This window comes from Nitratidesulfovibrio sp. (assembly GCF_040373385.1).
GTDB lineage: Bacteria > Desulfobacterota > Desulfovibrionia > Desulfovibrionales > Desulfovibrionaceae > Cupidesulfovibrio.
The window spans coordinates 334,788-350,901 of sequence record NZ_JBDXXH010000002.1; the positions used below are offsets into that span (position 1 = coordinate 334,788).

Sequence of the window (16,114 nt, forward strand, 5' to 3'; positions counted from 1 at the left end):
GGGGTATACCGTGCCGGGGCGGCGGGCGCAACGCGGGCCTGCCCGGCAAGGGCGCAGGCCCGACGGTAAAGGCGCGAGCCCGACGAGTAATGACTCGCGCGGGTGGCCGTCATGGTGGCGGCCACGCTACCGCTTTCCCCTTGCCAGCCGCCGTGCGAACGGATAGTGCTGGGATGTCGTGTTGTCGGCGTCACCGGCCCCTTCCCGTTGAGTCAGCAGCGGGGACCACCCATGTCCATCCTTACCCGGAACACCGCGCTCGCGGGCGTTCTCGACACCCATCTCGCGGCCCTGGCCGCGGACGAGGGCCTTGCGCCCCAAACCATCCGCGACGGCATCGAAGGCGGCACCATGGTGCTGCTGGGCAATCCGTCGCACCCTTCGTTGCGTCCGCTGCTTGTGGGCCAGCCTTCCCGCGTGAAGGTCAACGCCAACATCGGCACCTCGCCCCTGTGCAACAATCCCGAGCGTGAAATAGAGAAGCTGGCCGCTGCGCTTGCCGCCGGGGCCGATACCGTGATGGACCTTTCCATCGCGGGCGACCTGCTGGCCATCCGCAAGGGCATGCTGGCCGCCTGTCCGCTGCCGCTGGGCACCGTGCCGCTGTATTCCGTGGCCCAGAAGTACCTGGACAAGGGCAAGGACCCGGCGGGCATGGACCCGGAAGAGCTGTTCGCCGAAATCGAGATGCAGGCGGAGCAGGGCGTGGACTTCATGACCGTGCACTGCGGCCTGACCCGGCGCGGCGCCGAATGGGCCACCGAGGGCAGCCGGGTGCTGGGCATCGTCTCGCGCGGCGGGTCCATCCTGGCCCGCTGGATGCGCAAGAACGGCAAGGAAAACCCCTTGCTGGAACAGTACGACCGCATTCTTGAAATCGCCCGCAAGCACAACGTCACCCTGTCGCTGGGCGACGGGCTGCGCCCCGGCGCCGGCGCCGACGCGGGCGATGCCGCCCAGTGGGACGAGGTGATGATGCTGGGGCGCCTGGCCAAGGCGGGCCTGGCCGAAGGCGTGCAATGCATGATCGAAGGCCCCGGCCACGTGCCCATGCACGAGGTGGAGGCGCAGATCGTCGGCATCAAGAAGCTGACCAACAACGCGCCGCTGTACGTGCTCGGCCCGCTGACCATCGACAGCTCGCCGGGCTACGACCACATCGCTGGCGCCATCGGCGGGGCCATCGGCGTGCGCGCCGGGGTGGACTTCCTGTGCTATCTTACCCCCGCCGAACACCTTACCCTGCCCACCATCGAGGACGTGAAGGCCGGTGTCATGGCCTCGCGCATCGCCGCGCAGGCGGGCGAGGTGGCCCTTGGCCGCCGTCACGCACTGGAACGCGAGGCGGGCATGTCGCGGGCCCGCATGGCCCTTGACTGGGACGGCATGAAGCGTTGCGCCCTGGACCCGGAAATGGTGGATGCCCGACGTGGCGAGCACCGCAATGAAGAGGAATGCGCCATGTGCGGCAAGTTCTGCGCCGTGAAGATGCTGCGCGACGACCCGCAGGGCACGCTGTAGCCTCGCGTCGCGCCGCCTGATCTCACGGACCCCCACGAACCCCAGGGCATGCTTGGATAGCCGGGCCGGGCTGGGCCGGGTCAGGCGGCGGATGGAATCCGGAAACGGGAGGGATGCCGACATCCTTCCCGTTTTCCCGTTCGCGTGTCGCGGTCTCGTCCACACGGCCGCGACGGGCACACCTATCCTCCGGGTTCGGCGTTCCCGGCAGCAGTGTTTCCGGCGGCCAGCACCTCGTCGAGCAGGAACACGTCGGTCAGCAGGGTGCGCACGTGCAGCGAGGCGTTCAGGTTATCCACGAGTTGGGATGATATGCGCGGCTGTGCAAGCACCAGGCGCAGGGCCGCAAGGGCTTTCTCCGCATCTGCGCGAAGCATGCCGGCGTAGGCTTCGAACGGTCTCGCCACGTCGGGCGGCATGGTGGCGGCCACGGCTGCGCAGGCGTCCGGCAGGCCCGACGCGGCATCGACCGCCCGTGCCAGCAGTTGCCGCAGTTGCGCGCCGTTGCGGCTCTCGTGGTCGTCGGCCACGCCTTGGGCGGCGTAAGCCAGCATGAATTCGTAGCATTCCTCTATGGCGTCGCAGTACATGGCGACATCGTCGCGGTGGGGCATGGCGTCCATGGCTCCGTTGCGGTCATTGGGTGATGGGGGGCGGGGAGGCGTCCACCCGCCAGCGTTCCGGGTCGTGGTGGGTGAGGTAGTAGTCTCGGTCCATGGCGCCGGTGAGCATGGACAGGGTGATGGGCCGTTTTTCGGGGCGCAGGGCGAAGTAGACGTGGATGATGACCAGCGCGACGAGCGAAAGACCGGCCAGCCCATGCAAGGCATAAACGGCGCCCCAGCCCGCGTCGTCGAACAGGCTGTGGGGGGCGTGGGGCAGGAACGGGGTGGGCACGCGGACCAGCAGGGCAAGTCCGGTGGCGGCAAGGGTGAGTCCCACGGCAACCAGCGCCAGGTGGTAGAGCTTGTTGCCGAGCGGGTATTTGCCGGGGCGGCGGACCGGGCCGTCCGCGACCTTGGCGAACTGCGGGGGATCGATGATCCCCCGTAGTTCGCCAAGGTCGCCCGGCGTGGGCCAGATGGCCCGGAAATCCATGCAGCACAGGGCATGGACCACATGGAAGGCGATGGCCGCCAGCAGCACCGCACCAGCCCACACGTGCGCCCCCACCCAGTCGAAAGGCAGGCCCGCCTTGGGCAGGAAGGCCGTGCCCAGCAGTACCAGCATGGCCGTCGCCATGACCCAGTGAAATATCCGGGCGGGCAGCGAGTGGCGGACGATGCGCCGGGGCAGGGCGTCGGCGGTGCCGGAGGCGCCGACGGAGCCGGGGCCGGGCGCGGGCGACGGGCGCAGCAGCACCCACGCCGCGTGCGCGAGGACGAAGGCCACTCCCGCGATCAGGGCATACCACAGCAGATGCCAGGCGGCGTGCAGGATGATGGGTTGCCCCCAGGGCGAAACACCCCACGTGACGAGATTCATGACGCCTCCTTGCCGGTTTGCCGGGCGGGGGACGGGTCGGGGGCTCCCATCAGGCCGGACGCCCCCATCGCCAGGGATGGCGCGCCGGGGGGCTGCCCGAGAATGGCGCGCCGCGCCAGATTGCGGGCCAGGGTCACCTTGTAGCCGTTGTGGGCAAGCGGCACGGCCCCCCGCACGGCAAGGTCCGCGGCATCCGCCGCCTCCTCGCGGGGGCGGCCGGCCAGTGCCGCCTCCACCTGGGGCAGCCGCCACGGCCGGGCCGCCACCGAGCCGAGGACAAGTCGGGCCTGGTCGATGCGGTCGCCGGTCTGCCGCATGGCGGCGGCGACGCTGGCCAGCGAGAAATCCCATACCGGCCGGTCACGCACCTTCTCGAAATGGAACCGGGTTCCGGCCCAGGTCGGCGGAATGCGGATTTCCACAAGCAGGTCGTCGGGTTCGAGCACGGTAAGCCGGGTGATGTCCGTTTCCGGCCCGAGGAAGTAGTCCTCCGCCGCCACCATCCGCGTGCGCGCGGCGTTGCGGATGACCAGGCGCGCCTCCAGCGCTACGAGCGCCGGGGCCGTGTCGGAGGGCGAAACGGCCACGCAACGGCGCGCGCCGAACACCGCGTGCTCGCGGTTCATGGCGCCGGGCGCGGCGGCGTAGCAGATGTTGCCCCCAGCCCGGTAGCAGGGCCAGCCGTCCCGATAGTACCAGCAGCGGGCGTCCTGCGAAAGATTGCCGCCCAGCGTACCCTGGTTGCGGATCTGCGGCGATGCCACCTGCGCGGCCGCCTCGGCCAGCAGGCCGAACCGTTCGCGGATGTCCGGATGGCGGGCCACTTCGGCAAGGGTGGTCATGGGGCCGATGACCGTCTCGTCACCCTCGCGGCGCACGCCGCGCAGGGCGCCGACGCGGGCAAGGTCGACCACGGCCGAAGGATGCCTGATGCGGTCCTTGAACCGTTCCAGGCAGTCCAGCCCTCCCGCCAGCACCCACGCCCGGAGAGGCCCGTCCGTGCCGCCGTCCATATGGGCGCCCCGTCCCAGCCGGTCCAGCAGGGCAAGGGCGTCCTCCACGCTGTCCGGCTGGTACAGGTCGAAGTGCGGCATGCCGTCGCGTACTGTTGCCATGTCGGGCTCCTGTGCGGGTCAGACGTTGGCCGAAAGGCTGCGCGGGCGGTTCGCGCGGTTCTTTCCGTTTTCCGGTTCCATTGCGGCCAGCACGGCGTCGACCATGACCGGCGCGCGGATGAACGCGTCGTCGCCCATGGCGTGGGCCAGCGCGCACAGCACTGCGGCGCAGGCGGCGCCGGTGGGCGGCTCGCCGATGCCCCGCGCCCCCACTGGGGTTTGCGGGTCGGGGATGCCCACGGCCCCCCAGGTGAACCGCTCGGGCATGCTGAGGATGGTCGGCGGGCGGGTCTGGTGGAAACGCTTGGCCACGGGCAGGCCGTAGCGGGTGTCATAGAACCATTTCTGGGTGGTGGCATGACCGATGCCGAGCATGGAGCGGCCCACCATTTGTCCGCCGAAGGCGCGGGGATGGACGACGCGGCCGGCGTCGGCCTCGGCATGGAAGTCGGTGATGCGGTACATGCCGGTTTCGGTGTCCAGTTCCACCTCGGCGAAGGCGGCGACGTACGAGTAACTCTGTCCGTCCCTGGGAAAGGCGTCGCGGGCCACGGCCACGAGTCCCTGCCCGGCCAGGGCCGCAACGGCCGTCCTGGTCATCCCGTGCACGTCGGCCGGACATTCGTGGCCGTCGTAGGCGCCGCCGAGTTCGATGGCCCGCCGCGCCGCCTCTCCCAGGCTCAGGCCGCGCCCGTCGCCGCGCCGGAATACCCGTCCGCCGCCGACGTCGTAGTCCTCCGGCGCGCCGCCCAGGGTGGCTGCGGCGATACCGACAAGCTTGCGCCGGGCGTCAAGGGCCGCCGCAAGGGCGGCGCGCGACATGGAATGGATGGTCTGGCTGCCGCCGGAAATGCAACTCCACGGCAGATGCCGGGCCGTGTTGCCCCACAGAATTTCGCAGGCTTCCCAAGGTACATCCATGGCGTCGGCCAGCACGCGCTGCACGTCGCTGAACGATTCGGTGCCCAGGTTGCCGACCCCGCAGTGGATGCGCAGCCGTCCCTCGGGGGTGATGATGAACAATCCGTCGAATCCCACGGTTCCGGCCACGAAGCACCCCGTGGCCACTCCGATGCCGCGCCGCACCGTGCCCGCGTCCGCCGGGCGGGCGCGCCGTTCGCCCCAGCGAAATGCCTGGGCCCCCTTGTCCAGCGCTTCGCGCACGAAGGCGCTGGTGGCGGCGTTGAGCGTGCCGTCCGGCCTGGGAGGCCCGACGGGGGCGCGGCCCGCGGGCGCGTTGATGTGGCACACGTCCAGCGGGTCGAGGTTGAGCCGCCGCGCGGCCTTGGCCAGCAGCGGCCCCATGAAGGCGCTGACCTGCAACCCGCCGGGGGCCGTCTGCGCGCCGCGCACGGGCGTGTTGGTGAGTACCGGCACCCCCCGCCAGCGCATGGCTTGGGGCTGGTAGAGCAGCGATCCCATGCGCCCGGCAATGGCGGCGTCGTGCTGCTGCTCGTAGGGGCCGTTGTCCTGCACCACGAACAGGTCCAGCGCCAGAAGGCGGCCTTCCGGGGAGAAGCCGGCCTTCATGCGCCCGGCGAGACTGGGCCTGGCCCGGCCGATGTACTGTTCCTCCTCGCGGGTGACGCGCAGCATGACCGGGGCATTGGCCTTGCGCGACAGCAGGGCGGGGATGATCACCGACACCGAGGCGGTGATCTTGCCGCCGAAGCCGCCGCCCGTGTACTCGCTGAGGAACACGATGTCCTTGGGGTCCATGTTCAGCCAGCGGGCGATGGCCGGTACGGTCTGGATGGTGCTCTGGGTGCCCGCAGCCAGGAACAGCTTGCCGTTTTCCCACCAGGCCAGGGTGGAGCGCGTCTCCAGGGCCTGATGGCTGACGTTGGGGGTGACGAAGCTTTCGTCCAGCACCAGCGCGGACTGCCGGAAGCCGGCCTCCACGTCGCCGTAGCTCCATTCCGCGGCGGCCTTGCCCATGGGCAACCTGCCCGGACCGGCGGCGCGGAAGTCCTCGTCCGTCCATTTCAGCCGTCCCACCGCGGCCTGTTCGCCCGCCTTGGCGGGGGGGAGCCAGACGTTGCCCCCGGTACGGGCGTCGGGGCCGCCGGGGCGCAGGCTGTCCAGCGGGTCCGTGACGAAGGGCAGGGGAGCGAATTCGATCTCGATGGCCTCGATGGCGGCGACGGCGGTGGCGTCGTCAACGGCCGCCACGGCCAGCACGGGAGCGCCCTGGTGCAGTGGTTCCATGCTCAGGGCGGGCTCTGCCCACGGGCTGGCCTTGATGGTGGCGCCGCTGTCGGCCACCGAATCCGCCGGGGGCGGCAGTTCGTCGGCGGTGAGAATGGCGCGCACACCAGGCATGCCCTGGGCGGCGCGCGTGTCCAGGCGGGCGACCCGCGCATGGGGCATGGGGCTGGTCAGCAGTCGGCACGCAAGCATGCCTTCGGCCCGGAAGTCCTCGGCGTAGCGGGCCGCGCCGGTGAGCTTGGCGCGCAGATCGGGCGTTGTGTAGTCGCGTCCGGTCAGGTTCGGGGTGAACAGGGCGGCGTCCGTCGGCATGGCTACCCCCTTCGCATGTATTCGGCCCCGCGCAGGAGGCCGGTGAGGATCTTGTCGTAATCCTGGCAACGACAGAGGTTGCCTGAAACGCCGTGGGCCAGCTGTTGCCGGGTGGGGTCGGGGTTGGTCTTCAGGTAGCCGAGGGCGGTCATGAGAAAGCCCGGCGCGCAGTAGCCGCACTGAAAGCCCTGTTCGTCCAGGACGCCCTGCTGGAGCGGATGCAACTCACCGCCGGGGCTGGCGAGGCCCTCCACCGTGAGAATGGCCTTGCCCAGGACGCTGTGGGTGAGGGTGGAGCAGGAATAGACCGGTACATCGTCCACCAGCACGGTACAGGCCCCGCATTCGGCCCTGTCGCAGCCGACCTTGACCCCGGTCAGTCCCAGCTTGCCGCGCAGGGTCTGGGCCAGGGTTTCGTTGGGCAGCACGTCCACGCGGCGCCGCATTCCGTTGACGGTCAGCGTGACCAGCCGTTCCACCGTGCCCGGGGCGGTTCGTGCCGCCGCGCCGCCGCGCGCGGGAAGCAGCGGCACGGAAAAGGAAACCACGCCGGTGGCTATGACGCTTCTGATGAACTGCCGCCTGGTCATGCCCGCCGGGCGCGACATGACCGCATCATGATCGCACATCGCAACTCCGTATGGTGTCCCGGCGGAGCCGGACAGTTGTAGGGCCGCGGTGCGCCGGTGGGGCTGGCGCAAGGCCTGCGGGCCGCCATCAGGCGGTGGCCGGAATGTCCGCCGCCCGTGCCTGCAGGTTCTCCCGGCCATGGCGGGGGGAGACGGCACCTGATTCTGCCATCCTTTTTCGCCTATTCGTGACTGCATGTCTTTGCATTTTTCTGGCGAAACGTTGCCTAATTCTCTTTGGGGCGTCTTGCTGGCCCGAGGGGCATGGCACCGGTGAGCCAGCCGGGCCATGCGGCAGACGAAGGAATGGCAGGCATGCGCACGGGCGCATGCCTGCCGGAAGCGTTGACGGGGGGGTGAGCAGGTAGTGTCGGCGCGTATGCCGCTGCCTACGGAGCGGTGAAAAGAGTGCGGCCTGCGCCGTTGCCCCATCCGGCCACCACCGCCAGGCATTGGGCGGCGTCGACCGGACGGCTGAACAGGTAGCCCTGGAAGACCTGGCACCCCAGTTCCACGAAGCGCACGAACTGCTCGTGCCGTTCCACCCCTTCCACCACGGTGGTGATGTCCAGGCTGCGGGCCAGGTCCACGATGCTGCGCACGATGTGTTCGTTGATGTCGCCGTGGCTGGCCTCGGTCAGCGAACGGTCGATCTTCACCGTGTCCACCGGAAACTCGCGCAGGTAGCGCAGCGAGGCATGGCCCATGCCGAAGTCGTCGATGGCCACGCGCACGCCCGCCGCGCGCAGGCGGTGCAACGCTTCGATGGTGCGCGCGTCCGGCAGCAGCACGGTGGATTCGGTCAGCTCCAGTTCCAGCAGGTGCGGGGCAAGGCCGGTGCGCGCCAGCACGGCCAGCACGTCACGGTCGAAGCGCGGGTTCTGCAACTGGCGCGGGGCCACGTTGACCGACATGACGAAGCCGTCGGGCACCAGCCCTGTCCACGCCACGCGCCGGGCACAGGCGCGATGCAGCACGAACATGCCCAGCCGGTCGATGATGCCGATGTCTTCGGCCAGGGCCACGGTGATGGGCGGCGCAATGCGCCCGTAGGCCGGATGGCGCCAGCGCAGCAGCGCCTCGGCCCCGTGCGGGTGCCCATCCACCCCTGTCTGGGGCTGGTATTCCATGAACAGTTCGCCCTCGCGGGCAAGGGCGGCGGCCAGATCGTTGGCCAGCGAGGCGGCCAGACGGCCCTGTTCGCCCGGCTGGTCGATGCACTTGCGCCCGCCCGGTCCCACCTCGTTGCCGTTGGCGGTGCGCAGCAGCGCGGCCAGGATGTGCCTGCCGTGCCGTTCGCGCAAGGCGTCGGATGCCCGCACGAAAGGCAGGTACAGGGCCATGCCGAGGCCCAGGTTGAACGCCTGCATCAGCGAACCGGCCACGGAGCCCGTGGCCGCATAGCCGTTGAGCAGGGGCGGGGTGGTCCAGACCACGTCGGCCACGGTGTATGGCACAAGATGCAGCAGGGTGGCGGCATGCGCGGCGACGGTCTGTGCCAGCGGCACCAGCAGGAAGGGTATCAGGTACACCGGGTTCATGACCATGGGCAGGCCGAACAGCAGCGGTTCGTTGACGTTGCACAGCGCGGGCAGCAGGGACACCAGGGCCAGCCTGCGGGTGCCGCTGTCGCGGCTGGCGTACAGGATGGCGGCGATGAGGCACAGCGTGCTGCCGGAGCCGCCCATGCGGGTGAACACGTCGAAGAAGGTCTTGGTCAGCACGAACGGCGGCGCCTGGCCTGCCGCCAATGCTGCGGCGTTGGCCACACCGGCGGGGGCGAAGATGGCGTCCTCTATGGGAAACAGCAGGTTGGGGCCGTGCGCCCCGAAGAACCACAGCACCTGCGACAGGCTCGTGTACAGCAGGCCGAGGCCCAGGGTGTTGCCCCCCTCGATGAAGGGCTGGCTCATGGCGGTGCGCAAGGCGCCGTGCAGGTCGGTGATGCCGGTATCCACCAGGCCCACGCGCAACAGGCTGAAGATGACGATGGTCAGCATGCCTGCGGGCATGACGGTCAGGATGTCGCGCACCACCGGGTCGTGCCCCACGGCCTCCAGCGGCAGTTGCAGGCGTTTCACGTCCGACAGGCGCAGGAACAGCCCCGACCCGCTCACGGAAACGAGGAACGCCAGCAGCAGGCCCCGGTCCATGGAGAACATGTCGCGCCAGGGCATGTCGCTGGCCGGGTTGGTGACCACGAAAAAACAGGCCACCACGACGATGGCGGACATGACCGGGCTGACGAACTGCCCGCCGCGCCGCTGGTTGTATACCATGGCCATGGTGCCGCTGAAGGCGCACAGCACGGCCAGCGCGGCGATGCCGAAGGTGCCGGAAATCAGGGCGTCGCCCATGGTGATCCACGCCGTGCCGAACAGCGCGTCCAGCGCCCGGCGCAGCATGGGGAAGGGCGTGTGCCGCACCATCAGCGCGAAGGCGCCCACCGTGACCAGCGGCAGCACCAGGGCCAGTGCGCGCTGCACCGCGATGATTACGGGCTGGTCGGCCACGCGCTCGGTGACGTCGGTAAAGACCACCGCCAGTGGCCGCCACCACGGGGCAACACGGCGGGCCGCGTTGTGGGCGGCCACGTCACCCGTGGTCCGTTCCCCGCCCGTGGACGGCGGAACGGTTTCTTCGGCGGTGCCCGCCTTCATGCGGTCTCCTGGGGGATGCGGCGGACCGCGTTACGCCTTGGGCGCATTCACCACGTTGGCGGGCGAACCGGCCAGGAAGGCGCGGATGTTGTCCGCCGTGATGCGCATCATGGTCTGGCGCGCGGTCAGGGTGGCCCAGGCAAGGTGCGGGGTGATCAGGCAGTTCTTGGCCGTCAGCAGTGGGTTGTCCGGCCGGATGGGTTCCACCGCCACCACATCCACGCCAAGGCCGCCCAGATGGTTGTCGTTGAGGGCGGCGGCCACGGCGGCCTCGTCCAGCAGGGGACCGCGCGCGGTGTTGATGAGGATGGCGCCCTGCTTCATGGAAGCCAGGCGCACCCGGTTGACCATGCCGCGCGTGGCGTCGGTGAGCGGGCAGTGCAGGGTGACCACGTCGGACCGGGCGAACAGCTCGTCAAGGGAGACGTAGGCGAACGGCTCGTACCCCGGCATGGTGCGGGTGTTCGGCGAATAGGCCAGCACCTTCATGCCGAAGGCGTTGGCGATTTGCCCCACGCGCTTGCCCATGTTGCCGAAGCCCACGATGCCCATGGTCTTGCCGGTCAGTTCTATCTGGGTGGTTTCCCAGAAGCACCAGTCCTTGTTGGCGCTCCAGTTGCCCACCTTCACGCTGGCGTCGTGCCGGGCAATGCGGCGGCACAGTTCCAGCAGAAAGGCGAAGACGTGCTGGGCCACGGCCTCGGTGCCGTAGCCGGGCACGTTGCACACCGGGATGGAGCGCGCGGCCGCCGCGCGGATGTCCACCACATCGTACCCCGTGGCCAGCACGCCGATGTAGGCAAGGTCGGGCAGCGCGGCGATGGTGTCGGCATCCAGCGGGGTCTTGTTGGTCAGCACCATGTGGGCGCCCGCGGCACGTTCGCGGATGGCCTCTCGCGGGGTGCGATCGTGCACGGTCAGTTCGCCAAGCGCGGCAACGGCATCCCACGGGTTGTCACCGGGGTTCAGGGTGTAGCCGTCCAGTACGACGATACGCATGGCAGTACTCCGAAAAGGTTTTTCTGTTGCCACGGGGCGTTGTGTCCAGTAAACCGAAACGTAACCTTCGGAATTCTACGTGAGTCCGCAGCCGGGGTAAAGCCCGGCGCCGCATCCGGGGGCACCAGCCGCATACGGGACCGGGGACCATGTGCAAGGCGCAAGCCGGGATGACCTATCAGCAGTTCTGTGTGGCCGTGGTCTGCACGGTTCTTCTGCTGTTGTCCCCGTGGGCGATGCCGGGAGGGCGGGCGGCGCAGGACGCTGTCGGCAGCGGCCCGGCCTGTAACACACCGGGCGGCACAACGGGCAGTACATCCGGCATCCCGTTCGGTGATCCCGCAGCTTCCCCGGTATCCCCCGGCACCACGCATGCCACGGCAGCCGCCAACGCAGCCACCATTTCCGCCACCTCCGGCGGTTCTTTCCACATTGACGCAACCCGAACGCCGGGGTTTCCCACCGGGCTCCTGTGGGCCCAGGATTCCCGAATCGCCGGGGCGCCCGCCCCCGATGCGGCACCCCCGGTCCCTGGGGAGGCGTCCGTTGCATTCTCCCGTTCCGGTCAGGCCGGTTTGGCAGAGGACGAACTGGCCCCCGGCGAGCCGGTGCGCCTTGGCATGTCCGCCCCCTTCAGCGGGCCTGGCGCTTCGCTGGGACGCGAATTTCATCGCGGCGCGGCCAGTTGCCTGGCGCGGGTCAATGCAGCGGGGGGGGTACACGGCAGGCGGGTGGAAATCGTGGCCATGGACGATGGCTACGACCCCGAGCGCACCGTGTGGAACGTCATCCGACTCATCGAGGAAAAACGGGTTTTCGCGCTGTTCGGCCTGGTGGGCACGCCCACGGTCACGCGGGTGCTGCCGCTGCTGGGCGGCCATCCCGACCGCACGGTGCCGCTGCTGTTTCCCTTCACCGGGGCGCGCCCCCTGTCCCTGCCGCGCCACGAGGGGCTGGTGTTTCGCCTGCGCGCCTCGTACGAGACAGAGTTTTTCGAACTGGTGGAACGCTTGCACGGGGCGGGGTGCACCCGCGTCGCCGTGTTCTACCAGGCCGATGCCTATGGCCGCGAAGGCTGGGCCGACCTGCGCGATGCCCTGGCCCGCCGCCGCCTGTCCCTGGCCTCGGAGGCGTCCTACCCGCGCGGTGCGGGAAGCGACGCCAACTTCACCGAACAGGCGGGCCTGATCCTGCAAGGCATGCCCGACGCCGTGGTCTGCGTGGGTACCGATGCCGCGTGCGCGGCTTTCATCCGCGACCTGCGCGACCTTCTGGCCGCGCAGGGTGCGGATCAACTGGCCGGTCAGCCGTCTGGCCACCCCGCCGGGCAACAGCCTTCCCCCCAATCCACCCCCAAACCACCCCGGACGGGCAGGCCCGTCATCCCCGTGGCCATGCCGTCGTTCGTGGACAGCGACCACCTGGTGGAATTGCTGGGTGAGATGGGGCGCACCGCGCGGCGCGACTACACGCGCGACCTCGTGCTGGCGGAGGTGGTGCCCCCGTGGACCGGCAACCTGCCCGCAGCCATCGACTACCGCCGTGATTTCGAGGAGATGGCGGATGCCATCGATGTGCCGACCGTGCCCGGTGACGATGTGGTTCCGCCGTCCGTACCAGGCGAGGGGCAGGCGGGGCCTTCCCACAGCCCCGGCGAGGTGAGCTTCGAGGGGTATCTGGCCGCGCGGCTGCTGGTGCGGGCGCTGGAACGCATGGGGCCGCATCCGTCGCCCGCCGGGCTGCGCATGGCCCTGGCCGGGCTTGACGGGTACGACCTGGGCGTTGGCAAGCCGTATCGGTACACCCCCACGGAACAGGGGTTGGGGCTGGTGCGCTTCTCCACCCTGCGCGGCGGCGTGCCGGTGGACCTGCGCGATTTTTCGGAGTGGCGGCGGTGAGGCGCTCGCGCCTGTTCGGGCGCACCCTGCGGGGGCTCATCGTGCTGTTCGGGGTGTATGCCGCCGTCACGTCCATATACTCCGGCTGGACCCTGCACACCCTGCTGACCCGCGAATACGAAAGCAAGGCGCTGGCCATCGCCCGCGCCATTGCCGGGGCGGACCTGGAAAGCCTGATCGGGCGCGACGTGACCACCGTGCAGTCGCGCATCGACCAGTTCCTGGGCATCGACGGGGTGTCCTACGTGCTGGTGGTGGATGGTCGGGGCGAAACCGTGGCCCACACCTTCGTGCCCGTGGTGCCGGAACCGGTACGCGAACTGGTGGCCTCGCTGGCAGGCGCGCGCATGAACGAGGTCACCGTGCTGCGCGACCGGCTGTATCTGGAAGGACTTGCGGGTGCCGATGGGCATGGGGGCGGGCGCGAGGTGATGCACGTGACCATGCCGGTCTTTTCCGGCGTGGGCGGCTTCGTGCACATCGGCATGGACCGGGGGCGCATCAGCGACTACATCGACGGCGCCATCCTGCGCCAGCAGGGGTTGGGGCTGGCCTTTTTCGCCGCGTGCGCCGTGGGGGCATGGGTGCTGCTGCATTCCATCTCGCGGCCGCTCATGCGCCTGACCGATCAGGCCCGCCGGGTGGCCGCGCATGATTTTTCGGCTTCGCCCGACCTGCCCGCCATGAAGGCAGACGACGAGATCGGCGATCTTTCCCGCGCCATGCACACCATGTCCGGCGACTTGGCCGGGCTGGTGGAGGGGCTGGAGGATTCGGTGCGCCAGGCCACGGCGGAACTGGGCGGCGCGCTGGAACAGCTTTCCACCATCGTGGCGGGCATGGCCGACGGCCTGCTGGTTACCGACCCGCAGGGCAGGGTGCTGCGCAGCAACGCGGCCCTGTGCGAGATGTTCGGCCTGGATGCCGACCCGGACGGCAGGCCGGTACGCGAGGTGTTCGGCTTCGTGGCGCCCGACATGCCGGTGCCGCCAGTGCCAGGGGACGGCATCCACGAATTCGCCTTCGAGACGGAAGACGGCGAGGACATCGTGCCCGAGGCCGTGGTGCAGGACAACGCGGCGCTGCTGGCCTTCCTGGACGGGGCCGACGTGCCCGGACAGCCCATGCCCGGCGTGTCCTGCACGCTGCCCGGCCCGTCAGCGGGATACGCCAGCGGTGCAGGCATGTCATCCCCATCCGGCACGGGCATGGCCCTGCGCTCGGGCGAGGTGGCCGCCGTGCGGCGCGACGGCACCCCCTGCTGGGTGGAACTTTCGCTGGTGCGGCGGCAGGTGATGGGCACCACCTACGGCATCTGCCTGGTGCGCGACGTGACCGAGCGCCGCCGCGCGCAGGACGCCCTGCACCGCGCCCACGGCATGCTGGAACGCAAGGTGCGCGAGCGTACCCGCGAACTGAGCCGGGCCAACGCCCAGCTGATGCTGGAAAACGCCGAGCGCCGCACCGTGGAGCAGGCCCTGCGCCGGGCGGAGGCGCGCTTCCGGGGCATTTTCGAGCATGCCCTGGAAGGCATCTTCCAGAGTACGCCCGAAGGACGTTTCCTGAGCGTCAATCCGGCCATGGCCCGCATCCTGGGGTACGACGGGATACAGGATATGCTGGAGGGCGTGGAATCCATCGGTGACGGGGTGTACGTGGACCCGGCCCGGCGCGACGAATTCGTGGCCCGCATGGAGGAACACGGACAGGTCAACGCCTTCGAGTTCCGGGGGCGGCGCAAGGGGGGCGAACTCATCTGGCTGTCGGTCAATGCCCGGCGGGTGCCGGGGGCCGATGGGGCCACCATGTACTACGAAGGCTTTCTCGAAGACGTCACCATGGGCCACGAAAGCCGCGAACGGCTGGAGCACCAGGCCTTCCACGACCCGCTCACCGGGCTGCCCAACCGCGTGCTGTTCCACGACCGGCTGCAAATGGCCCTCAAGCGTGCGGCGCGCCGCCGCAACTACACCTTCGCCATGCTGTACCTGGACCTTGACCGGTTCAAGGTCATCAACGACAGCCTGGGCCACGACGTGGGCGACGCGCTGCTGAAGGTGGTGGCCCAGAAACTGCGCGAATGCGTGCGCGACGTGGATACCGTGGCCCGCTTCGGCGGTGACGAGTTCGGCGTGCTGCTGGAGGAAACCCCCACCCGGGGCACGGCGGTGCGTGTGGCCCGGCGCATCCGGGCGCATCTGGCGGAACCGGTGCGCATCGGCCCGCACGAGGTGTTCACCACGGCCAGCATCGGCATCGTGCTGCGCACCGACCAGTACACCACGCCGGAAGAACTGGTGCGCGACGCGGACACCGCCATGTACCGCGCCAAGGAGCAGGGCCAGTCGCGCTTCAAGGTGTTCAACAAGCGCATGCGCGAAGAGGCGCTACGTCTGCTGACCATAGAAACCGATCTGCGCCGCGCCGTGGAACGGCAGGAAATGCGCCTGCACTACCAGCCCGTGGTGGCGCTGGAAGACGGCGCCCTGCACGGGGTGGAAGCGCTGCTGCGCTGGACGCGCACCGAAGGGGGTGACATTTCGCCCTCCGAGTTCGTGCCCGTGGCCGAGGACACCGGGCTCATCACCTCCATCGGGGCCTTCGCGCTGGAAGAGGTGTGCCTGCAACTGCGCCGCTGGAACGATGCGGGCCTGCCGCCGCCGGGCGTGGTGCACGTGAACATTTCCGGTCGTCAGTTCATGCAGCCGGGCCTGCCCCACGCCGTGGAAATGCTGCTGGATCGCACCGGTACCGACCCGCGCGCGCTGCGCTTCGAGGTGACCGAAAGCGTGCTGATGCGCCACGGCAGCCAGGCCATCACGGTCATGGCCCAACTGCGCGACCTCGGCATCCGGCTGTGCCTGGACGACTTCGGCACCGGGTACTCCTCGCTGGGCTACCTGAAGCGGCTGCCGGTGGATTCCATCAAGATCGACCGCAGCTTCGTGTCCGGTCTGGAACATGACCGCGACGGCCAGGCCATCGTGCGGTCCATCGTCTCGCTGGGGCTGCACCTGGGGCTGGAGATCGTGGCCGAAGGGGTGGAAACGCCCACCCAGGCGGACATCCTGGCCTCGCTGGGGTGCCGGTACGCCCAGGGCTTTCTGTACGCGCCGCCGGTTTCGGCGGGCGATCTGGCCGCCATGCTGGGCGCGGCACCGTTTCCACCCGCCGGGGGTGGTGTTTTCGCGGGTGGTTCGGTATAGCATGACACGCCGCACTTGCCCGCGCCGCCCGTTTGGGGTGGCGGGGCGCGTGTCACGTCGTGCGTGCTTCACTTCGTCGAA

Annotated in this window: 10 protein-coding genes; 3 read left to right on the plus strand and 7 right to left on the minus strand. The window is 69.5% G+C overall.

The window, feature by feature from the left end:
- Positions 1 to 231: 231 nt before the first annotated feature.
- Positions 232 to 1,521 carry a phosphomethylpyrimidine synthase ThiC gene (gene thiC, locus ABWO17_RS04600; RefSeq protein ID WP_353116400.1) on the plus strand — a complete coding sequence of 430 codons (1,290 nt, stop codon included), beginning with the start codon at positions 232 to 234 and terminating at the stop codon, positions 1,519 to 1,521.
- Between the two features lie 182 nt (positions 1,522 to 1,703).
- Here thiC and ABWO17_RS04605 read toward each other — a convergent pair whose 3' ends face one another.
- The 7 genes from ABWO17_RS04605 to ABWO17_RS04635 all read right to left on the minus strand — a co-directional run bounded on the left by ABWO17_RS04605 (position 1,704) and on the right by ABWO17_RS04635 (position 10,929).
- The gene (locus ABWO17_RS04605) at positions 1,704 to 2,135 is read right to left on the minus strand and encodes a hypothetical protein (RefSeq protein WP_353116401.1); all 432 of its coding nucleotides are present in this window, start codon (positions 2,133 to 2,135) and stop codon (positions 1,704 to 1,706) included.
- A 22-nt stretch (positions 2,136 to 2,157) separates the two neighbouring features.
- The gene (locus ABWO17_RS04610; protein ID WP_353116402.1) at positions 2,158 to 3,006 is read right to left on the minus strand and encodes a cytochrome b/b6 domain-containing protein; all 849 of its coding nucleotides are present in this window, start codon (positions 3,004 to 3,006) and stop codon (positions 2,158 to 2,160) included.
- Positions 3,003 to 4,121, minus strand: a complete 1,119-nt coding sequence (locus ABWO17_RS04615) for an FAD binding domain-containing protein (RefSeq protein ID WP_353116403.1) — start codon at positions 4,119 to 4,121, stop codon at positions 3,003 to 3,005. The genes ABWO17_RS04610 and ABWO17_RS04615 overlap by 4 nt, the downstream gene beginning before the upstream one ends.
- Before the next feature lie 18 nt (positions 4,122 to 4,139).
- Complete coding sequence (locus tag ABWO17_RS04620; protein WP_353116404.1) at positions 4,140 to 6,641, minus strand: xanthine dehydrogenase family protein molybdopterin-binding subunit; 2,502 nt, start codon at positions 6,639 to 6,641, stop codon at positions 4,140 to 4,142.
- Between the two features lie 2 nt (positions 6,642 to 6,643).
- On the minus strand, positions 6,644 to 7,270 hold the full coding sequence (locus ABWO17_RS04625) for a (2Fe-2S)-binding protein (protein WP_353116405.1): 627 nt from the start codon (positions 7,268 to 7,270) through the stop codon (positions 6,644 to 6,646).
- Between the two features lie 389 nt (positions 7,271 to 7,659).
- Positions 7,660 to 9,930, minus strand: a complete 2,271-nt coding sequence (locus tag ABWO17_RS04630) for a PTS sugar transporter subunit IIC/EAL domain-containing protein (protein ID WP_353116406.1) — start codon at positions 9,928 to 9,930, stop codon at positions 7,660 to 7,662.
- A gap of 30 nt (positions 9,931 to 9,960) precedes the next feature.
- Positions 9,961 to 10,929 (minus strand): D-2-hydroxyacid dehydrogenase, encoded by a 969-nt coding sequence (locus ABWO17_RS04635; RefSeq protein ID WP_353116407.1) that lies wholly within the window; start codon positions 10,927 to 10,929, stop codon positions 9,961 to 9,963.
- Between the two features lie 575 nt (positions 10,930 to 11,504).
- Between ABWO17_RS04635 and ABWO17_RS04640 the strand changes: the two genes are divergently transcribed.
- Positions 11,505 to 12,827: an ABC transporter substrate-binding protein gene (locus ABWO17_RS04640; RefSeq protein ID WP_353116408.1), complete on the plus strand. Its 1,323-nt coding sequence runs from the start codon at positions 11,505 to 11,507 to the stop codon at positions 12,825 to 12,827.
- Positions 12,824 to 16,033, plus strand: coding sequence for an EAL domain-containing protein (locus ABWO17_RS04645; protein ID WP_353116409.1), 3,210 nt, complete (start codon positions 12,824 to 12,826; stop codon positions 16,031 to 16,033). Before ABWO17_RS04640 ends, ABWO17_RS04645 begins: the two co-directional genes overlap by 4 nt.
- Positions 16,034 to 16,114 lie beyond the last annotated feature (81 nt).